This window comes from Rhodococcus sp. C3V (genome assembly GCF_029269915.1).
Lineage (GTDB): Bacteria > Actinomycetota > Actinomycetes > Mycobacteriales > Mycobacteriaceae > Rhodococcus_F > Rhodococcus_F qingshengii.
Map to the genome: position 1 here is coordinate 44,663 of NZ_JARJBE010000019.1, position 19,694 is coordinate 64,356.

Genomic DNA, 19,694 nt, shown 5'->3' on the forward strand with positions numbered 1-19,694 from the left:
GAAGATCACCGGTGGGGCGGATCTTGACGCTTACTTGACGCGCCGCCGAACGAGGTTGACGCGGCTCTGACGGCCTCGGCACTGTGCCCGTGGACTCACTGTGCCCGCCGCCGCCTCCATCCGAACCAACCGAGCACCGCGAGCAATGCCACCGCGGCGCCTCCGCCGATGACCGTCGATCGGTCGGCGGACACACCAACGGACGGAGTTCCGCCGGCACTCGGGGCGTAACCGGCGCCGTACACGGACTCGACCGCCGCTTGGATGTCGAACCCGGTATCGGTAGCCGGCCCGCAGCTGTGCCCCTCGTGCTCGGCGTCGACGTCGTACGGCGCAGAAACGAACATCAGCTGCTCGGTGCCGAGCACGTAGCTTGTGCCACAACCGTTCCCGTTCGCGAGTGTCCCCACCGACGTCACCGATGCCAGATCGCCTTTGTAGACCCGGCTGACGTCGAACAGGTAGGTGTCCTCGAATCCGTCCGAAGTTTTCTCCGTCGGAGTCCCGAGGAAAACGGTGCTGGAGACGCTCACGGCTTCTTCCGGGGTAGCCGATGATGCGCACGAACATGCATTCGCTGCCGTGGGCAGCAGTAAGGGCAACCCTCCGGTCAAAAGAAGGATTGCCCCGACTGCCAGTGTTCTTCGCATCGCCATTAACCGACTATATGGTCTGCTATGGCCTGCTCTGAGAAGTTTGAGTGAATCAGCCGCCGAGCTTCTTGTAGAACGTGCCCACGATGGGCGCAACGACGGCACGCGGGCTGTAACCGCCCGCGACGGACATCGCCTTGCTCAAGATGCCCGGTACGACGCGCATCTTGTTCTCGGCCAGGCCGTCGAGCGAGACCTTGGCGGTGTACTCGCTCGAGATCCAGAAGAAGTCCGGGACGAGCTTGTCGACGATCGACGCTTCGGCCGGGTCCGGGGTTTCGGTGCGTACGGGGCCTGGGGCGAGCAGGGTGACGTTCACTCCGGTGCCCTTGAGTTCACCTCGCAACGATTCCGCGAAGGTGTTCACGAACGCCTTGGTGGCGGCGTACGTCGCGTTGTTGGGGATCGGCATGTTGCCGGCCGCGGACCCGACCATCAGGATGGCTCCGGACTTGCGCGCGAGCATGCCCGGCAGCACGGCCAGCGTGAGATCGTGCACTGCAACGGCGTTGAGCTCGACCTGGTCGCGCTCGTATGCCGGGTCCAGCTCGGCGATCGGCCCGAAGGTGGCGATACCGGCGTTGTTGCACAGGATGCTGATGTCGCGGCCACCGAGTTCCTCGACCAGAACGGCACGCGCCGCGCTGTCGGAGAGGTCCGATGCACGGACCTCCACCTCGACGCCGTGCGCGGCGCGAAGCTTCTCGGCGAGGACCTCCATGACCTCGCCACGACGGGCAACGAGGATCAGGGAGTGTCCGCGTGATGCCAGATCAGCGGCCAGTGCCTCTCCGATGCCGGAGGAGGCGCCGGTCACGACGGCGCGGGCTGTGGTTGTGGGTGTCGGCAGGCTCACGATCAGTCAGCGTAGCCGGTCAGATCTTCGCGGCCAGTCGTGTGCCCTGTTCGATGGCACGCTTGGCGTCGAGTTCTCCAGCGACATCCGCGCCGCCGATGATGTGGGTCACCACGCCCGCGACGGTCAGTTCGTCCACTAGATCGCGAACCGACTCCTGCCCGGCGCAGATGACGATGGTGTCGACCTCGAGAAGTCGGGGCTTCTCGTGCTTCTCACCGAAGGTGATGTGCAGGCCGGCGTCGTCGATGCGCTCGTAGTTGACGCCCGAGAGCTCGTGGACGCCCTTGTTCTTGAGGGCCGCCCGGTGGACCCAGCCGGTGGTCTTCGCGAGGCCGGCGCCGATGCGTCCTGGCTTGCGTTGGAGGAGGTAGACCTCCCGCTCGGAGAGCTCCGGTACCGGAGTGGTGAGAGCGCCCGGGGCCATTTCGGGTTCGGTGACGCCCCATTCCTGCTTCCACTCCTTGAGATGAAGAGTGGGGGAAGTGGGGTGCGTGAGGAATTCGCTCACGTCGACGCCGATGCCGCCGGCACCGATGACGGCGACGGACTTGCCGACGGGCTTGCCCTCTCGGACGACCTCGGCGTAGGTCAGCACCTTCGGGTTCTCGATGCCGGGGATCTTGGGAACCCGCGGCGTCACGCCGGTGGCAACCACGACTTCGTCGAAGGAGCCGATGAGATCTGCCGGTGCGACGCGGGTTTCGAGCTTGACCGTCACTCCAGCCACGTCCAGCATGCGGGTGTAGTAGCGAATGGTTTCGGCGAACTCTTCCTTACCCGGAATGAGCTGTGCGATCCCGAATTGCCCGCCGATCTTGTCCGAGGCCTCGAACAACGTGACCGAATGACCACGCTGAGCAAGATTGAGTGCTGCGGAAAGTCCGGCAGGACCGGCGCCGACGACGGCGAGATTCTTGGTCTGCCGAGTGGGGGAGAGGATCAGCGTGGTCTCACGGCCCGCGCGCGGATTGAGCAGGCAGGAGACCTGCTTGTGAACGAAGGCGTGGTCGAGGCAGGCTTGGTTGCAGGCAATGCACGTGTTGATCTCGTCGGACGCTCCGCGTTCTGCCTTGTTCACCCAGTCGGGATCGGCGAGCATCGGCCTGGCCATCGAAATCAACTGCGCGTCACCGCGGTTGAGGATCTCTTCGGCAGTCTCGGGCATGTTGATCCGATTCGAGGTGGCTACCGGAATGTCGACGTGCTTCTCGAGCTTGCTCGTGATGTCCACGAAGGCTGCTCGGGGAACCGAGGTGACGATGGTGGGCACCCGTGACTCGTGCCATCCGATGTCGGTGTTGATGATCGTGGCGCCGGCAGCTTCGACTTCCTTTGCCAACGAGACGATTTCATCCCAGGTCTGACCGCCCTCGACCAGGTCTGCCATCGACAACCGGAACACGATGATGAAGTTCGGGCCGACGGCCTTGCGTGTGCGTCGCACGATTTCGACTGCCATGCGTCGACGGTTCTCGGAACTGCCGCCCCACTGGTCGGTGCGCTTGTTCGTGCGCTCGCAGAGGAACTGGTTGATGAAGTAGCCCTCACCGCCCATGATTTCGACGCCGTCGTAACCCGCGGACTTGGCCAGACGCGCGCAGCGAACGTAGTTCCGGATCTGCCAACGCACCCCACGGCCGGTCAGCTTGCGCGGACGGAACGGATTGATGGGCGCCTTGATCGACGACGCGGATACACTGAACGGCTGGTAGCTGTAGCGGCCGGCGTGCAGGATCTGCATGGCGATCTTTCCACCCGCGTCGTGAACCGCCTTGGTGATCCGGCGGTGACGGCGCGCTTCGATGCGGTTGGTCAGCTTGGCGCCGAAGGGCAAGAGCCAACCGGTGCGGTTGGGCGCGTAGCCGCCGGTGATGATCAAGCCGACTCCGCCACGGGCACGTTCGGCGAAGTACTCGGCCAAGCGGTCGGTGTCCTTCGCGCGATCTTCGAGGCCGGTGTGGATCGATCCCATGACGACGCGGTTCTTCAGCGTCGTGAATCCGAGGTCGAGCGGTTCGAGCAGGCGGGGGAACTGTGTATCCGTCATGACTGAAGATGTCCTTCCGTGGCGTACTCGCCAGTGTCTTCGGTGGCGGGCTCGCCAGTGTCTTCGGTGGCGTACTCGCCAGTGTCTTCGGTGGCGTACTCGCCAGTGGGCAATGCGTCCAGAACTTCCTGGCACCAGTCGGTGAATCCTTCCTCGACGCGGATGCCGCCGCGAAGTACGAGGTACTGGTGCAGTGAAGAGCCGGAAAGCGCTGCTGGATTGGGGAAGTCACGCTTTTCGATGAGTCGGTAGACGTCGAGGCGGGCGGCGTGGCCGTCGCGGTGGCGAGCGACTTCGCGTCGTAGAGCGGGGAGATCGGCGTGCGCAGCGGCCCTGATCTTGATGGCCAACTCGTTGCGCAGGTGGTTCGGTTCGGACGGCTCTGCGATCCATCGGGTCAGTTCGGCGCGGCCGGCATCGCTGACGCGGTACATCTTCTTGTCCGGTCGGCCGTCCTGCGCGATGGCCTCCACCTCCACCCAGCCTGCCTCGTCCATTCGCTTGAGGACTCGGTAGATCTGCTGGTGCGTCGCGCTGTGGAAGAAGCCGATCGACTTGTCGAACCGGCGTGTGAGGTCGTATCCGGACGCATCCTGTTCGGAAAGGGAGACGAGCAACGCATGTTCGAGTGCCATGGAAAAAGTATCTATGCACTCAGGTGCCTATGCAACTAAGTGCGTACTAACTCGGGTGCATAGAGCGTCTTGTATGTCGACTTCGGAGAGAGGCGCCGAGTCGCCCGCGCGCAGTTAGGCTTCGCCGTATGAGCGCCGAGTCCACGAGCACGCAGGCAGAGCCACCCGCAGGCATCGGCGGTGCGGCCACGAAGAGTCAAGTGTTCGCATGGGGGCTGTGGGATTGGGGATCGGCCGCATTCAACGCAGTGATCCTCACGTTCGTCTTCTCGGTCTATCTCACCGACGCGGTCGGTGACGACCTTCCCGGCACGATTTCGGCAACTACGTGGCTCAGCTGGGCACTCGGAATCGCCGGCTTCTTCATCGCGATTCTCGCTCCGATCACCGGACAACGTTTCGATGCGTCGGGTAAACGTAAACTCTCGCTCGCGATACTGACCGGCATCACCGTGCTCTCGATGGCGGGCCTCTACTTCGTCGAGGACAACTACCGCTATCTGTGGCTCGGATTGGTTCTGCTCGCAATCGGTTCGGTGATCTTCGAGCTTGCCGGCGTTCCCTACAACGCCATGATGCGGCAGGTGTCGACACCGGAGAATCTGGGTAGAGTCTCCGGCTTCGGCTGGGCCATGGGATATTTCGGCGGAATCGTGCTGCTGTTGCTGTGCTACTTCGGGTTCATCGTCGGCGACGGTGACACTCGGGGATTCCTGGGATTGACCACCGACGGCGGCATGAACATCCGGATGGTGGCACTGCTGGCTGCAGTGTGGTTCGCGGTCTTCGCAATTCCGGTGTTCTTCAAGGTTCCAGAGTTGCCCAGCCCCGCGGTCGATCCGGGAGCGTCCAAGGCCGGGTTCCTCGACTCCTATCGGGTGTTGTGGCGCGATCTGCGCGAACTCTGGAACGTCGACAGGCGCACGATCTGGTACCTGATCGCGAGCGCGCTCTTTCGTGACGGTCTCGCGGGCGTGTTCACCTTCGGAGCCGTGCTGGCTGTCAACGTCTACGGGATCAGTGCGGCCGACGTGCTGTTGTTCGGTGTTGCGGCCAACGTGATTTCCGCAATCGGTGCATTGGTGGCCGGACGTTTCGACGATCGGATCGGACCGAAACAGGTCATCACCGTCTCGCTGGCGTCGATGATCGTGGTCGGCGCAATATTGATCGCGGTGTCAGGGCCGGTGATGTTCTGGATCTTCGGTCTCGCGCTCTGCCTCTTCGTCGGGCCCGCTCAGTCTTCGGCACGAACCTTCTTGGCGCGCATCACCCCGCCTGGGCGTGAAGGTCAGATGTTCGGCCTGTATGCGACCACAGGCCGAGCAGTGTCGTTTTTGGCGCCGACACTGTTCGGCCTGTTTGCTTGGCTCTTCGGTGCAGACCGTGCCGGCATCATCGGACTGCTGGTGGTTCTCGGCGTCGGTCTTGCCGCATTGTCGATGGTGAAAGCGCCGGAAGGGGACAGTGCGCTTCCCGTCAATCCTTGAAGTAGACCAACTGGTGTGTCGTAGCGAGCAATGCGCCGTCACTGCCCCAAATTTCGGCCGACTGATCGAAGTACCCGTTGCCGAACCGTTGGGTCCGCGCGGTTCCCAGCACGGAATTGTCTGCCTGTTCGGTCAGCGTCTGAGCGTCGGCGTGGAAGTAGATGGTCATCGAGACCGTCCCAGCCGGAGCCATCTTGCCTCGGCGCAAGAAAACTCGTGGGAAGAAGACATCGCACAGTGCGGTCAGCGACGTGAAGTCGAGAGCGCGTGCCGGTTGATCGCGCACCCAGAGCGTCGTTGTCGAGTCGGGATGCTCGCCCGACTCCAGGTCGGGGATCGCACCCTCGACAAAGCGCATCTCGTAGTTCTGTGCCCAGGCGATGAACTCGGGGAACGGCAGCAGCGTAACGTCTTCGGCCGACGGAACTTCCGGCATCGTGATCTCGGTAGACGACCAGGTTTCACGCCTGGTACCGAACGCTGCCGTCGCGGTAGTGGCGACGGTTCCGTCCTGAGAAAGTTCGATGGACCAGTGTTGCGTCGAGCGGTTGGTGCGCACCGGCCGGGCGGAGATCTCGAAGGCGCCCTCGGTGATCGGACCGGCAAAGTTGACGGTCAACGACAGCGGATCGCCGAGGCGTTCGGGGTGCTTCAGTACAGATTCGAGCAACGTGGCAGCGGTGACGCCGCCGAACGGCCCGACCATGTTGTTGTACGCCGGATTGGTCTCGCCGGTCGACAAGCCGGCGGTGAGTGGCGTCAATCCGACAGCAGCGTCGAAAGGATGGGGTGGTGCAACGGTCTCGGTCATCGCAGAACTCCTGGTGATGGAATCAATTCGGCTCTATGTATGACAACATACATAGAGCCGAATTCGTCGCGGCGATCAGGATCCTGCACGTGCGAGGATCGCCTCGGCCAACTCTTCGGCTCGCTCTTCCGGAATCCAGTGACTTCCGCCGTCGAGCACGACGAACTCGTAGGGGGCGTCCACGAATTCACCACAGCGTTCTGCGCCTGCGCGGCCGAGCGCTGTGTCGCCGGTGCTCCAGACATACGTGGTCGGCACGGTGGTGCGATCGATGTCGCCGAAGTCGCGGGTCATCGCGCGGTACCAGTTCAAGGCGCCGGTCAGCGCGCCCTCCCCGCTCAGGACACGAATGTGCTCGTCGGCGAATTCAGGATCGATCTGGCCGTCGAACATGGCGCGCAGCCGGCGAAAGTTGTCCTCCGACAACACTTCCTCGGCTTTGCCCTCCTGTCGGAGAAGTCCGATGTACGCCGAGCGTTGTTTTTGGTCCTCGTCCTCGCGGAGTGCCCAACCGAAGGCGGTGGGGTGGGGGACCGAGATCGCCGTCAGGCTGCGGATCCGGTTCGGATGGCGACCGGCGACCTGCCAGGCGACCGCCGAACCCCAGTCGTGACCGACAAGATGCGCGTCGGACAGGCCGAGCGCGTCGAGCAATCCGACGACGTCGGCTACCAGGTGCTCGATCTTGTAGGCATCCACCCCTTCGGGGCGTGCGCCGGCGGAGTAACCGCGCTGATTCGGTGCGATTACGCGGTAGCCCGCTGCGGTGAGCAGTGGTGTGACCTTGCCCCAGGATGCGGCGCTCTCCGGGAAGCCATGCAGCGCTACCAGCGGAATGCCGTCGTCCGGGCCCGAGATCAGTACGTCGAAGGTGAGGTCGCCAACGGGGATTTCGTATGTACTCGTGGAAGACATGACTCTCACCGTACGTCGAAAAGGTGAACCCGAGGTCAGTTTCGAGGTGGATTCCAGGTGGCCATTCCGAGCATGATGACTCGCAGTTGCTTCTCGGCTCGTGTGATGACGGCGGCTTCGTCGCGATACCCGGCGGTCCCGGCGTCCAGCAGTTCGACGACAGCACTGAACATCGTCGAGACGATCAGGTCGGCAGCCATTTCCAGATCGTCCGACGACCAGCTTTCCAGTCCGGCAATTCTGGAGAGGTCGATGGTCAGTTCGCTGACGAACAACCGCATTTCAGTGGCTATCGCACGTCGTACCTCACTGACGCCGCTGTAGCGTTCGCGGCAGAGGAACCGAAACTGTCGCTCGTGTGTATGCACTTGTCGCACAAGGATGCCCAGGGACGTAGCGGCGTCCTTGGTGCTGGGATTGCGCCTTGCGTCGCGCAGCATCTGGCGCAACATACGCATGCTCTCTTCGACGAGGACGACACCGACGTCCTCCAGTGAAGCGAAGTGGCGGTAGAACGCCGTCGGAACGATCCCGGCTTCCCTGGCTACCTCTCGCAGGCTGATTCCGGCGAAGCCGCGATCGGCCGAGAGGTCCATGGCAGTGTCCAGGAGCGCTTGGCGTGTGCGTTCCTTCTTGGCGGCACGACTTTCCGGTTCCCTGTTGTCGGGTTCCCTGCGCTCGGGGTTCACCGGTCCGGCCTTCGTCACGACGTCGAGTGTAGGTACAGGCATTCCGGCTCCTTTCGGCAACTCGTGTAACTCGGATCACATTCTTGTTGACATGTACTTGTGTGCACCTGTCACACTATCTTCGGTGAACATTTGTACACTGAATTCACGCAGTCGGGGGAAGCTAGCCCAGCAATCGAGATACCCGGCAATCGAAGTACGAGGAGGGTCATGACAATCGCATCTGCTCCTGAGAACACGACACCGAAGTCCACACCTCGGCGCGGACTGTCCTTGGTGGGACTGATCGAAGCCATGGCTGCTCCACATCAGATCGACCGATACCTCGAGTTGGTCAACCCGATGGCGACCGTTCGTGACATTCGCGCGCAGGTTGTCGCTGTCGACCATCCGACGGCTGACTCCGTCACTCTCACGCTGCGCCCGACGCGCCAGTGGCGCGGTTTTCAGGCGGGCCAGTTCGTGCAGTTGGGCGTGGTGATCGACGGTGTTCGTCACACTCGCTGCTACTCGCCGGCCGGGGGCGCGTCTACGCGCAGCGGGCTGATCGAGCTCGCCGTCAAAGCGCATCCGGGTGGCTTGGTGTCGCAGTATCTGTACGCCAACGCAGCGCCCGGGCTCGTTGTCAGCCTCTCGCAGGCAGACGGGGTGTTCTCCCTTCCCGTCGACCGCCCGCGTCGGGTGTTGTTGATCAGTGGCGGCAGTGGAATCACCCCGGTCATGTCGATGCTTCGGACGCTGGTGGAGGAGCAGCACTCGGGCGAGATCGTGTTCGTGCATTACGCGAACACCGATGCCGACGTGGCGTACACGCGCGCGCTGAAGACCATCGCCGAGCAGAACCCGAACGTGAAACTGGTACTCGTGTACACCGAAAGCGGTGGAGGTGACCTCGAAGGTTTCTTCGATCGCGGGCACCTCGACGCGGTGGCTCCGTGGATCGCCGATCCGGACACGATCGACGCTCAGGCTTATCTCTGCGGACCTCCCGGACTGATGCGGGGAGTGCGTGAGGTGTTCCGTGAGGTCGACGTCGAGCACTTGCTCAACACCGAGGAGTTCGCGCCGGCGGTGGCCGAGCCGGGGGAGGCCGGCGGCGAGGTGTCATTCACCAAAAGTGGGGTGGCGGCCGAGAACTCCGGCGAAACACTTCTCGAACAAGCAGAAGCTGCGGGCCTCAATCCCGAGTACGGATGCCGGATGGGAATCTGCTTCTCCTGCACCTCCGTCAAGAAGGCGGGCCGTACCCGAAACGTGCGCACCGGTGAGACAGACGACGAGCCGGACAAGAAGATCCAGCTGTGCGTCAGTGCTCCCGTCGGCGACGTCACCGTCGACATCTGAAGTCCCATTTTCCACACGACTGTCTGGAGACCGACATGTTTGGACTTTCACTTCCCACCCTCCCGTTCCTCGGCAACGGTACCGATGCGAAGGACGACGCTCCCGTCGTCCTGACGTACGAGCAGGTCGAGGAGATCGGCCGCGAGTTGGACGCATTGCGCGATCGCACCGTCGCCTCGCTCGGGGCGGAGGATCGGGAGTACATCTACAAGATCATCAAGGCTCAGCGCGGGTTCGAGGTCGCAGGTCGCGGCTTGATGTACCTCGGCTTCCTGCCTCCGGTGTGGCTCGCGGCAGTCGGTGCATTGAGCGTGTCCAAGATCCTCGACAACATGGAGATCGGCCACAACGTCATGCACGGTCAGTACGACTGGATGCGTGAACCAGGGCTCAATTCCGAAGTCTTCGAATGGGATACGGTGTGCCCGGCCGACCAGTGGCGTCACTCGCACAACTACATGCATCACACGTACACCAATATTCTCGGCAAAGACCGTGACATCGGATACGGCATCCTGCGTATCGACGACGCGCAGAAGTGGAACCCCTATTACCTCGGTAATCCGGTCTGGGCCTTCGCCTTGATGGTGCTCTTCGAGTGGGGCGTGATGATGCACGATCTCGAGATCGAGAACGTCATCCAGGGCAAACGCAAGTGGCACGACGTCAAGCCGCTCCTGAAGGGCTGGTGGAACAAGGCGGGCAAGCAGGTCCTCAAGGACTACGTCATCTTCCCGGTTCTCACGGGGCCGCTGTTCGTGACCACTCTCGCGGGGAATGTCACCGCCAACCTGGTCCGGAACGTGTGGACGTACTCGATCATCTTCTGTGGCCATTTCCCCACCGGTGTCCAGAGTTTCACCGAGGACGAGACGGCCGACGAGACTCGCGGGCAGTGGTACGTGCGTCAGATGCTCGGCAGCGCCAACATCGAGGGAAGCCCGCTCTTCCACATCATGTCTGGCAACCTCTCGCACCAGATCGAGCACCACCTGTTCCCGGACCTGCCTGCGCATCGTTATCCGGAACTCGCTCCCCAGGTGAAAGAATTGTGTGGGAAGTACGGTTTGCCGTACAACACTGGTGGGTTCTTCAAGCAGATCGGTTCGGTATGGGGCAAGATCTTCAAGCTCGCTCTTCCGCCCGGTTTGGTCAAGTCGACGACCCCTCCCGGTGTTATCGTCGAGCGCCAGCGAACTGCAGCCTGAGAGGCACACACTGATGGTCGGGAAATTCGAACGCCGCAAGGACACGGTCCAGGAACTGACCGAAAGTGCAGCCAACCACGTGGGCTCGATCGCGATGATCATCGCCGGGGCCGTTCGAGACGTGACGCGCGAGATCGGCGACTGGGTGTCCGACGGAATCGAGATGCGTGAAGCAGCGAAAAAGGCTGCAGCTGACGATCGTTCGGAGTCCGTGACCATCGAGGACGACGACAGCGATCCACCTGAAGACTGGCGTTGATTCACCGCGGCGGACGGCCTGATCGCGCAACCGCGAGCCGTCTCGCCTGAACGACCACGTTGCCCTCCGTCACAGATGACGGAGGGCAACGCGGGTTTCGTGGACTGCCTCGGCGGCCGAAGACGCGGATCGAACGCCGATCACAAGTGAGGTCCTAAGCAGCGCTGCCGAGGCTCGCCGAGTCGAAGCTGCCGAGCCCGGTGCTACCGAGACCGCTGCTACCGACTCCGCCCAGTGCGAGTGCATTGCTGCTGCCCGCGCTCAGTAGCTGGACGATGATGTTGATGACGATGGGGTCGCCGGTGAGCGGAATTGTAGGCACAGGGGGACCTGCTTTCTGTTTCGAGATGTGGTGAGAAGGTGAGCGGCGACGGGATCGTCGACGTGGTCAGGCGGGCTGTTTCAGCCACTTCCGGTGCTGCCGAGCGACACGATGGAGCCGTTGCCGAAGCCGAGTGCTCGGGAGAGTGAGCCGAAGTCGATGACCAGGCTGCCCAGGGTGTGCTGGTTTATCACGGTGGTTCCTGTCTGTGCCGCGACTGTGTGATGCGAGCGGGTAAGTCGATCAGGGAGCAGGCGTCGTGGGAGTTTCGCCGCCGCCGCCAATCGGAGAGTTGTCGGTGTAGAGGAAACTGCTGCCGGCGTTGAACATCTGTAGGACGGTGTTCAAAACGACGGCCAAAGCGCCTGTGGTTGGTGCGGCGATCATGTGCTTGCTCCTGGTTTCAGCGGTGGCGACGTGGTGGTCACCGTGGTCACCGCCATCACAGTGTCAGGCGGCTTGGAGCGGGCCCTGTGCGAGAGATTCTCTCGCACAGGGCCCGAGATTCGTCCTAGGAGACGCCGCCGCCATCCGTCGAGCCCGTGCCGGTGCTGCCCGCGTTGAAGAGCTGCAGGATGGTGTCGAAGAAGGCACCGAGGAGAGCGTTATCCTGGCCGTTGATCATGTGTTTCCCCTTAATTGTTACTGGTTTGCGCGGTGATTCGCACCACACTTTTATAGCCCGGTTCGGAGCGGAAAAGTGGGGTCCAGGCGCCACACGTGGACAGCTAATAGCGAGGATGTGAGTGTTCACATTTTCGCTGGACGATTGTCCACATCAGTGCTTGCGAAGGTCAGCGAGATCATGGCAGCGCGCAGTTTGAGCAGTTCAGAGGGCAGGGCCGGATCCAATCCGGTCAGGGTTGCGATGCGCTTGATTCGATTGTCGACGGTGTTGGTGTGCAGGCCGAGCGCCGACGCGGTGCGCTGACGATGCTGGCCGTTGGCGAGATGTATGGACAATGTCTGCAGCAGTTCCGGATTGCCGTCGAGTGGCTTGAGAAGATTGATCAAGCTGTCGCGGCCTGCGCCACCCCGAGTGAGTTGATACTCGAGCGCGAGGTCTTCCATTCGGTAGGACCGCGCCGGCAGTCTCAGGCGCCGCACGAGTTGCGCCAATTCGTGAGTGGTTGCTTGGGCGGCGGCGATATCTCGTACCGCGGCGTTCTCGGCGATTGCTGTGATCTCCACCCCGACCGTCGCGCGTGCGCGTTGGATGACCTCGCACACTGTTCCCCAGTCGGGCGTGCCCTCGATCAGCACCAGACCACGTTGCGGTGCAGGAGCTTCGAGCAGTGCCGACCCGAAGTGGGCCGCGATTTTCGATTGAGCGACGGAGAGGTCACGGTAGGCCTGTATGCGCTGGTGGTTGCCGTTGCGTGCTCCCGGGCGGATGGGCGGCAGGTTCACCAGGAGCCGCAGGACGAGATAGCGGGGTGCGAGTTCAACGCCCATCTGCAACGCAAGCTGGGTGGGATCGTCGCCGTCCAGCATGGCCTTCACGAGGGCGCCGGCGGAGTATTCCCCGAGTTGGGAACCGGCTGGAAGAGCCGAGAGATAGCTGATCGAGATGAACGAGTGAAGCCGCTGCGCAAGTGCGAACAAGAACTCGTTGAGATCCCCGAGATTGGCGGAGTCCTCGGCGTCGGCCCGGCTGAGGATGAGGGTGCGAAAAGTGCTGATGCCCTCGTTGGTCAAGTTGAGGATCGCGCTGAGTGGCACGCCTTTCAATGCTTGTTGGACGGTCATCGTGTGAATGCCGTCCAACTCTTGGTCGGTGGGAAGTTTGCGGTGATCCAATAGCTGGATCCCCACTTGGAGCCCCTGCACGATCACCGCAATCAGTTCCCGACGTACTGCCTCCGTTTGGAGGGAAGTCAACGTCGGGTTGGCACGGGACAGGTGATCTACGAGATCGCTTGCCAGTGGGATGACGTCGTTGACCGCTGTGGAGGCGGGCTTGCCTCCCAACATGAGCGGTCCCGGGTTGTTCAGCAGCGCTGGGGACATGGGTGGCCTCCTCTAGACAGGTGCGTCGCCTGGCACAGGCACCCGGAGGCTCGGCGCGTTACGAAGCGGGGTACACGCTGAGGCCTTGTTCGGGGGCATACTCGCCGCTGAAATTTGCGGATCGAATTGCGCCAGGCGTTGTGATTTCTACCACATGAACGATCGTCCAACTGTGAAATGGACAAATGTGAAGATAAGTCCATATGCCCCACGCGCTGCGGACCTAAACAATCGTCCACTTACGGTGTTTTTCGACGTCAGAGCGGAAAACGGTTTCGGAGGACACCACGAGTTCCGTCTGGGATCATTGCCGCGCCTACGGTGCTCGTCGCGGGCGATTTGCTCGGAGCAAGCTCGAGGGCCCTGGGTCCTCGCGGACCCAGGGCCCTCGAGGCCTAGGTATTGATTCGACCAGTCCGATGTACGGGAACCGGTCCAGGGTGAAATCACCCTTTTTGTACTGCTGTCTGTGGTGCGGAAATCTCTAGATGACGCCCAGTGAAATCATGGCGTCGGCCACCTTCACGAAGCCGGCAATGTTCGCGCCGTGCACGTAGTCGCCGGGCTTTCCGTACTCGGCAGCGGTGTTGATGGTGCGCTTGTGGATGCCGCGCATGATTCCGGCGAGACGCTCGTCGGTGTACTCGAAGCTCCAGGAATCACGCGAAGCATTCTGCTGCATTTCGAGAGCGGAGGTTGCAACGCCACCGGCGTTGGCCGCCTTGCCGGGTGCGAAGGCTACGTTCGCGTCACGGAAGAGCTGGATGCCACCGGGGGTGGTGGGCATGTTCGCGCCTTCGGCAACGGCCTGAACGCCGTTGGCGATCAAGGTCTTTGCGGCATCTTCGTCGAGCTCGTTCTGAGTCGCGCAGGGGAGTGCGACGTCGCACGGCACGTCCCAGATGGAACCGTCGGCGATGAACTCGGCATGCGGAACTGCGTCGGCGTACTCGCTGATGCGGCCGCGGCGAACTTCCTTGATCTCCTTGAGGAGGTCGAGATCGATGCCCTTCTTGTCCACGATGTATCCCGAGGAATCCGAGCAGGCGATCGCGACGCCGCCGAGCTGGTGGATCTTCTGGATTGCGTAGATGGCGACATTGCCGGATCCGGAGATCACGACGTTCTTGCCTTCGAGGCCTTCACCCTTCGCCTTGAGCATTTCGGCGACGAAGTACGCGACGCCGTAGCCGGTGGCCTCGGTGCGAACCTGCGATCCGCCCCAGGTGATGCCCTTGCCGGTGAGGACGCCCGACTCGTACGTGTTGGTCAGCCGCTTGTACTGACCGAACAGGTAGCCGATCTCGCGACCGCCGACGCCGATGTCGCCGGCCGGAACGTCGGTGTATTCACCGATGTGACGCTGCAGTTCGGTCATGAAGGACTGACAGAAGCGCATGACCTCTGCGTCGGAGCGGCCCTTGGGATCGAAGTCCGAGCCACCCTTGCCGCCGCCGATGGGCAGGCCGGTGAGTGAGTTCTTGAAGATCTGCTCGAAGCCGAGGAACTTCACGATGCCCAGGTTGACGCTGGGGTGGAAGCGCAGGCCGCCCTTGTAGGGGCCGAGTGCACTGTTGTACTGCACGCGGAAGCCACGGTTGACGTGAACGTTGCCCTGGTCGTCGGTCCACGGCACGCGGAAGATGATCTGGCGTTCCGGCTCGCAGAGCCGCTCGATGAGTCCGGCGTCGGCGTAGCGGGGGTGGCGTTCGAGCACTACGTGAAGAGACTCGAAGACCTCTGCGGCGGCCTGATGGAACTCGGGCTCTCCTGCATTGCGAACCAAAACCTGATCGTAAATCTGCGCTACGCGGTCACGTACGGACACCGCTCACCTACCTCGTTGTGAGAACTCTTTTACATTTCCGTTACATACTAGGCGCCTTTATTGCTGTATCGGACAACTGTCCTGTGAAGGTGAAATCGGACACAGCTGTCACTTGTGTCAGTTGAACGGGCGATTTATAACAATTTGCTCAGCTTTCACTCTCTTAACACATTCCAAATGGTTTGCTTCTGCGGTCGGGGATCACTGTGCCTGTGGTCCGAACGAGTCGAAATGATCAGAGGGGCTGCACGTGCGTAATAAACACTCCATGTCGGCGATGTTGTCGATAGGCGTCGTCACGATTGCCGCGACGATTGCCGCAGCACCGTCTGCGTCGGCGATCGGTGGACCGTGCGGTTCGGGAGGAAGTGGTTCCGCCGGATCGATGACGGGTTCGCTCGGCTCGCTGACCGGATCGCTCGGCAGTGGATCCGCCGGTACCGGCTCCCTCGCCAACGCGCTGCCTTGGATCACCGGCGCCCCCAACGGTGCTCTGCCGGTGCTGACCGGCCGGACCAAGGCGATCGAAATGGTCACTGGCCCAGGCAGTCCCAACAACACCATCGAGCGGTTCAACGTGTCGGGTACCGACCTCGGAATCATGTGGGACAACGGTCTTTCGGGGCCGGATCACGACGTGCTGATGGCATTCGGCGACACGGTGGGCGACTGCGACACCCCGGGTGACGACTGGCGCAGCAACGTATTGTTCCGCAGCAACGACACCGCCATTGCCGACGGGATGAAGATCGACAGTTCTCCTTTGGACGGCCCCAATCATTCCAAGGAGATCATTCCGGGATTCGGCATTCCGGGTGAGTTCACCACCATCCCGACCGCTGGAATCTCTTACGGTGGTGTGCAGTACATCAGATTCATGTCCGTTCGGTCGTGGGACGAACCTGGAGCCTGGACCACCAACTACTCGGCTCTGGCCTTCTCCACGGACAACGGTGAGAACTGGGAACTCGATCCGGCGACAGTTCGCGCCAATACCGAAGGACTTGGCATTCCGGGGATTCCGGCAGTATCGCCGATCAATTCCAACTTCCAGCAGAGCGCCTTCCTCGACGGTCGGGACGGCTACATTTACGAATACGGAACTCCCTCAGGTCGTTTCGGTAAGGCGATCCTGGCGCGAGTGGCCGGCGCCGACATCAGAAATCTCGGCGCCTACGAATACTGGGACGGCTCCGGTTGGAGTCCGCGAGATACCGATGCCGTTCAGGTCATCAAGGCACCGGTCAGTGAACTCGCAGTGCAGTGGAACGACTACCTGAACAAGTACGTTGCCATGTACACCAGTGCCGAGGGCAACCTGGTGATCCGTCAGGCCGACCAACCGCAAGGCCCGTGGAGTGGTACGCAGACCCTGTTGAGTGGAATCACGTTGCCCGCGTTGTACGGCGGATTCATGCACCCGTGGGCGAGCGGACAGTTCCTCGAATTCGTCGCCACCACGTGGGACCGTTACAACGTCATCTACATGCGGACCGATTTGAACGGACTCCAGATGGCGTCGTCCGATTCGCGCGATCGTCCTGACCCCGCGACCACCGGTGAGGCTCGCGTACTCGAAGTCACGATGCCGGAAGACCGCTAGCCGAGCAAGATTCGACAACTATGGCCTGCAACTCGATCGAGTTGCAGGCCATAGTTCTGTGGGTAGTGATATTCGGGTGATACTCAGAGAATGAAGAGCATTTCCTGATACGTCGGGAGTGGCCAGTGATCGTCGGCGACGATGGTTTCGAGGAAGTCGGCCGCTGCACGTACCTCTGCCATGGCGGGCAGGAGTGCGTCCTGTGCGTGCTTGGCCTGATCGAATGGCGACTCGCCGGCGTCGGTGTCGATTGCTGCGCGCAGGGCCGCGAGCGCTGTGCGCAGAGCCGCAACGGGCGCCGACACTTCTTCGAGCGGTGCTGAATCCGGTTCGAGGCCGGCAGACTTCAGTGCGACGAAGTTCTGCGCAACTTCCGTCTGGTGGCGCACTGCAGCCGGAAGAATCAGCGTCGTACCGATTTCGGCGGCCAGGCGTGCCTCGACGCCGATGCTCAGTGCGTACTGTTCGAGTCCGACCTCGTAGCGGCTGTGCATCTCCCGGTGGTTGAAGACCTTGTACTTCTCGAAGAGTTCCATCGAGGATTCGGTGATCAGTTCAGGAAGGGCGTCCAGCGTCGTGCGAAGGTTCGGCAGGCCGCGAGACTCGGCCTCGATCTGCCAGTTCTCCGAGTAACCGTCGCCGTTGAAGACAACCGCACCGTGGTTGGTGATGATCTCGGTGAGCAGATTCTGGACGGCGGTGTCGAAATCGGCGCCGTCGGCGACCGCGGCCTCAAGTTCGGTGGCCATGTAGTCCAAGGCCTCGGCCATGATCGTGTTGATGGTGACCATCGGGCCGTTGACTGTTTGCAGCGATCCTGGCGCGCGGAACTCGAAACGGTTGCCGGTGAAGGCAAATGGGCTCGTACGGTTGCGATCGCCCGGGTCGGTCGGTAGGACGGGAAGGGTATCGGCTCCGATCATCATGGTGCCCTTGTCCTTCGACGATGTCGCTGCGCCCTTGGCGATCTGCTCGAAGACGTCGGCCAGCTGATCGCCGAGGAAGATCGAGATGATGGCCGGGGGAGCCTCGTTGGCACCGAGACGGTGATCGTTGGTTGCCGATGCGACCGACGCGCGCAGGAGGCCGGCGTATTTGTGGACGGCCCGGATGACTGCGGCGCAGAATACGAGGAACTGGGCGTTGTCATGCGGATTGTCGCCGGGGACAAGCAAACTGCCGAGTTCGGAGTTGCCCAGCGAGAAGTTGACGTGCTTGCCGGAGCCGTTGACACCGTCGAACGGCTTCTCGTGGAACAGACATTCCATGCCGTGCTTCTTGGCGATTGTCTTGAAAGTGGTCATCAGCAACTGCTGGTGGTCCGCGGCGATGTTGCCTCGCTCGAACATCGGGGCGATTTCGAACTGGCCGGGCGCAACCTCGTTGTGCCGCGTCTTGGCGGGGATACCGAGTTTGAAAAGTTCCCGCTCGGTGTCCATCATGAATCCGAGCACACGTTCCGGGATCGCCCCGAAGTAGTGGTCGTCGAACTCCTGGCCCTTGGGCGGCTTTGCGCCGAAGAGTGTTCGGCCGGCGTTGAGGAGGTCGGGGCGGGCGAGGAAGAAGTGTCGATCGATCAGGAAGTACTCCTGCTCGGGTCCGCAGAACGACACGATGTGCTCGGGATCGGTATGGCCGAACAACTTAAGGATTCGTTCGGCGTGGAAACCCATTGCCTGTTGTGAACGCAGCAGGGGAGTCTTGTGGTCGAGCGCTTCGCCGGTCATCGAAACGAACACGGTCGGGATACACAGTGTGTTGCCGTTGGGGTTTTCGAGAACGTAGGCCGGGCTCGTGACATCCCAGCCGGTGTATCCGCGAGCCTCGAACGTGTTGCGCAGCCCGCCGTTCGGGAAACTCGAAGCGTCGGGTTCACCTTGGATCAAGGTCTTGCCGGCGAACTCCGCCAGTGCACTGCCGTCGCCGACCGGCTCGAGGAAGCTGTCGTGCTTCTCGGCGGTCAACCCGGTAAGCGGATAGAAGACGTGGGCGTAGTGGGTTGCGCCTTTCTCCAACGCCCAGTCCTTCATCGCGGATGCGACCGCGTCGGCGACCATGGGATCGAGCGGTTTGCCTTGCTCGATCGTCGCCATCACCGATTTGTAGACAAGCTTGGGCAGTCGCTTCTGCATGACCACCTTGTTGAAGACGTTGGCTCCGAACACCTCTCCGGGTGTCTCGTCGGTCGTGAAACTGACCACCGGAGGTGTGTAGGCCTCGACGTCCTTGATCGCTTGCAAGCGAACTGCATTTCCACTCATGTGCTTACCCCTCGCCCGGGCCCAGGGCTGCGCTGCTGATTGCGAGCCCGACTTCGGCAAACCCTACGAACCTCCGGTATCGGGGGTGTTTCGTAGATATTGCGCCTGTCCGCAAACTTCGAGTCACAACGGAAATCTCGATCTGTCGGAGGTCTACGGCAGACTTCGAGCGGAGGGGTCAATGCAGGACAGTCGAATCGGAGAGTCTTTGTGATCAGGGTTTTGGTGCCAACCACAGTGGAGCAGGGCGATCTCGCGGAAGTGCTTCGGTTGTACGACGAACTTGTCACCGAGACCCGAAAAGAGGTCGGCTGCATCAATTACGAGTTATTGCAGCGCACCGACAATCCCTGCGAGCTCGTGTTGGTGGAAGAATGGGAATCGCAGGAGCACCTCGACGCTCATACCCATACCGAGCACTTCGTCAGGTTGGTTGAGGCGCTGGCCAAGCTCGAGACGGCAGCGCCGGCGCAGATCTTCACGAAGGTTCTGTAGCGGCGGAGTCAGGTTTCAGTGCTCGCTCAGGCGTCGAACAAACATTCCGGAGAGCCCCGAGCGTCAACTAGGCGACCCGTTCCGACACACGCGGAAACTGGTTTGCATCGACACGCCAGAATCATCGTAGATCCGTCGAGTCCGATGTAGGACAGCACCTTCGGGCTCCAGCCGGGCGTTGTGCAGGTGTCGGCCGACCTGCACGGGTGCTCTATACGGTGACGTCGGAGTAGGGCATATGCTCTGACACCCAAGGAAATACGAA

General features: G+C 61.9%; 17 protein-coding genes and 1 pseudogene. 6 read left to right on the forward strand and 12 right to left on the reverse strand.

From position 1 onward, the window contains the following. Positions 1–95 precede the first annotated feature (95 nt). The 4 genes and pseudogenes from P3G66_RS29500 to P3G66_RS29515 form a co-directional block, all read right to left on the reverse strand. The gene (locus tag P3G66_RS29500; RefSeq protein WP_210377400.1) at positions 96–533 is read right to left on the reverse strand and encodes a hypothetical protein; all 438 of its coding nucleotides are present in this window, start codon (positions 531–533) and stop codon (positions 96–98) included. Positions 534–705: 172 nt separating this feature from the next. Next, on the reverse strand, positions 706–1,509 hold the full coding sequence (gene cmrA / locus P3G66_RS29505) for a mycolate reductase (RefSeq protein ID WP_019749133.1): 804 nt from the start codon (positions 1,507–1,509) through the stop codon (positions 706–708). Positions 1,510–1,528: 19 nt separating this feature from the next. After that, positions 1,529–3,559, reverse strand: coding sequence for an NADPH-dependent 2,4-dienoyl-CoA reductase (locus P3G66_RS29510; protein WP_276117538.1), 2,031 nt, complete (start codon positions 3,557–3,559; stop codon positions 1,529–1,531). A gap of 110 nt (positions 3,560–3,669) precedes the next feature. Beyond that, positions 3,670–4,194, reverse strand: a pseudogene (locus tag P3G66_RS29515) (PadR family transcriptional regulator); the annotation flags it as partial. 128 nt (positions 4,195–4,322) lie between these two features. Here P3G66_RS29515 and P3G66_RS29520 point away from each other — a divergent pair. Further along, the gene (locus P3G66_RS29520) at positions 4,323–5,684 is read left to right on the forward strand and encodes an MFS transporter (RefSeq protein ID WP_007733331.1); all 1,362 of its coding nucleotides are present in this window, start codon (positions 4,323–4,325) and stop codon (positions 5,682–5,684) included. Here P3G66_RS29520 and P3G66_RS29525 read toward each other — a convergent pair. The 3 genes from P3G66_RS29525 to P3G66_RS29535 all read right to left on the reverse strand — a co-directional run bounded on the left by P3G66_RS29525 (position 5,674) and on the right by P3G66_RS29535 (position 8,141). After that, positions 5,674–6,495, reverse strand: coding sequence for a thioesterase family protein (locus P3G66_RS29525; protein ID WP_276117539.1), 822 nt, complete (start codon positions 6,493–6,495; stop codon positions 5,674–5,676). The genes P3G66_RS29520 and P3G66_RS29525 overlap by 11 nt on opposite strands. Positions 6,496–6,570: 75 nt before the next feature. After that, the gene (locus P3G66_RS29530; protein ID WP_276117540.1) at positions 6,571–7,410 is read right to left on the reverse strand and encodes an alpha/beta hydrolase; all 840 of its coding nucleotides are present in this window, start codon (positions 7,408–7,410) and stop codon (positions 6,571–6,573) included. A 35-nt stretch (positions 7,411–7,445) separates the two neighbouring features. Further along, positions 7,446–8,141, reverse strand: coding sequence for a TetR family transcriptional regulator (locus P3G66_RS29535; RefSeq protein ID WP_003945327.1), 696 nt, complete (start codon positions 8,139–8,141; stop codon positions 7,446–7,448). A 168-nt stretch (positions 8,142–8,309) separates the two neighbouring features. On the opposite strand from P3G66_RS29535, the gene P3G66_RS29540 reads away from it, so the two are divergent. From P3G66_RS29540 to P3G66_RS29550, 3 genes are read left to right on the forward strand one after another with little or no spacing between them, the layout of a single operon-like run. Beyond that, positions 8,310–9,443 carry a ferredoxin reductase gene (locus tag P3G66_RS29540; RefSeq protein WP_276117541.1) on the forward strand — a complete coding sequence of 378 codons (1,134 nt, stop codon included), beginning with the start codon at positions 8,310–8,312 and terminating at the stop codon, positions 9,441–9,443. 35 nt (positions 9,444–9,478) lie between these two features. Next, a complete protein-coding gene (locus P3G66_RS29545; protein WP_276117542.1) occupies positions 9,479–10,651 on the forward strand; it encodes an acyl-CoA desaturase in 1,173 nt (390 codons plus the stop codon). A gap of 13 nt (positions 10,652–10,664) precedes the next feature. Beyond that, positions 10,665–10,910 (forward strand): hypothetical protein, encoded by a 246-nt coding sequence (locus P3G66_RS29550; RefSeq protein WP_276117543.1) that lies wholly within the window; start codon positions 10,665–10,667, stop codon positions 10,908–10,910. A gap of 154 nt (positions 10,911–11,064) precedes the next feature. Here P3G66_RS29550 and P3G66_RS29555 read toward each other — a convergent pair whose 3' ends face one another. The 4 genes from P3G66_RS29555 to gdhA form a co-directional block, all read right to left on the reverse strand. After that, positions 11,065–11,232 (reverse strand): hypothetical protein, encoded by a 168-nt coding sequence (locus P3G66_RS29555; protein WP_003945367.1) that lies wholly within the window; start codon positions 11,230–11,232, stop codon positions 11,065–11,067. 243 nt (positions 11,233–11,475) lie between these two features. Then, positions 11,476–11,619, reverse strand: a complete 144-nt coding sequence (locus tag P3G66_RS29560; RefSeq protein WP_003945326.1) for a hypothetical protein — start codon at positions 11,617–11,619, stop codon at positions 11,476–11,478. Positions 11,620–11,982: 363 nt separating this feature from the next. Then, on the reverse strand, positions 11,983–13,242 hold the full coding sequence (locus P3G66_RS29565; RefSeq protein ID WP_003945374.1) for a helix-turn-helix domain-containing protein: 1,260 nt from the start codon (positions 13,240–13,242) through the stop codon (positions 11,983–11,985). Positions 13,243–13,726: 484 nt separating this feature from the next. Beyond that, positions 13,727–15,070 carry an NADP-specific glutamate dehydrogenase gene (gdhA, locus tag P3G66_RS29570; protein ID WP_003945368.1) on the reverse strand — a complete coding sequence of 448 codons (1,344 nt, stop codon included), beginning with the start codon at positions 15,068–15,070 and terminating at the stop codon, positions 13,727–13,729. A 268-nt stretch (positions 15,071–15,338) separates the two neighbouring features. Here gdhA and P3G66_RS29575 point away from each other — a divergent pair, with 268 nt between their 5' ends. Then, positions 15,339–16,673, forward strand: a complete 1,335-nt coding sequence (locus tag P3G66_RS29575) for a DUF4185 domain-containing protein (protein ID WP_007733338.1) — start codon at positions 15,339–15,341, stop codon at positions 16,671–16,673. Positions 16,674–16,756: 83 nt separating this feature from the next. On the opposite strand, the gene P3G66_RS29580 is transcribed toward P3G66_RS29575, so the two are convergent. Beyond that, a complete protein-coding gene (locus P3G66_RS29580; protein ID WP_003945365.1) occupies positions 16,757–18,934 on the reverse strand; it encodes a glutamine synthetase III in 2,178 nt (725 codons plus the stop codon). A 225-nt stretch (positions 18,935–19,159) separates the two neighbouring features. Between P3G66_RS29580 and P3G66_RS29585 the strand changes: the two genes are divergently transcribed. After that, positions 19,160–19,429 (forward strand): putative quinol monooxygenase, encoded by a 270-nt coding sequence (locus P3G66_RS29585; RefSeq protein ID WP_256519456.1) that lies wholly within the window; start codon positions 19,160–19,162, stop codon positions 19,427–19,429. Positions 19,430–19,694: the final 265 nt, after the last annotated feature.

What these genes read in the sequence shown, in the direction of transcription:
- P3G66_RS29510 (WP_276117538.1), bottom strand. Translation starts at nt 3,559, where the DNA reads ATGACGGATACACAGTTCCCCCGCCTGCTCGAACCGCTCGACCTCGGA.
- P3G66_RS29520 (WP_007733331.1), top strand. Translation starts at nt 4,323, where the DNA reads ATGAGCGCCGAGTCCACGAGCACGCAGGCAGAGCCACCCGCAGGCATC.
- P3G66_RS29525 (WP_276117539.1), bottom strand. Translation starts at nt 6,495, where the DNA reads ATGACCGAGACCGTTGCACCACCCCATCCTTTCGACGCTGCTGTCGGA.
- P3G66_RS29530 (WP_276117540.1), bottom strand. Translation starts at nt 7,410, where the DNA reads ATGTCTTCCACGAGTACATACGAAATCCCCGTTGGCGACCTCACCTTC.
- P3G66_RS29535 (WP_003945327.1), bottom strand. Translation starts at nt 8,141, where the DNA reads ATGCCTGTACCTACACTCGACGTCGTGACGAAGGCCGGACCGGTGAAC.
- P3G66_RS29540 (WP_276117541.1), top strand. Translation starts at nt 8,310, where the DNA reads ATGACAATCGCATCTGCTCCTGAGAACACGACACCGAAGTCCACACCT.
- P3G66_RS29545 (WP_276117542.1), top strand. Translation starts at nt 9,479, where the DNA reads ATGTTTGGACTTTCACTTCCCACCCTCCCGTTCCTCGGCAACGGTACC.
- P3G66_RS29550 (WP_276117543.1), top strand. Translation starts at nt 10,665, where the DNA reads ATGGTCGGGAAATTCGAACGCCGCAAGGACACGGTCCAGGAACTGACC.
- P3G66_RS29560 (WP_003945326.1), bottom strand. Translation starts at nt 11,619, where the DNA reads ATGATCGCCGCACCAACCACAGGCGCTTTGGCCGTCGTTTTGAACACC.
- P3G66_RS29565 (WP_003945374.1), bottom strand. Translation starts at nt 13,242, where the DNA reads ATGTCCCCAGCGCTGCTGAACAACCCGGGACCGCTCATGTTGGGAGGC.
- P3G66_RS29575 (WP_007733338.1), top strand. Translation starts at nt 15,339, where the DNA reads ATGTCGGCGATGTTGTCGATAGGCGTCGTCACGATTGCCGCGACGATT.
- P3G66_RS29580 (WP_003945365.1), bottom strand. Translation starts at nt 18,934, where the DNA reads ATGAGTGGAAATGCAGTTCGCTTGCAAGCGATCAAGGACGTCGAGGCC.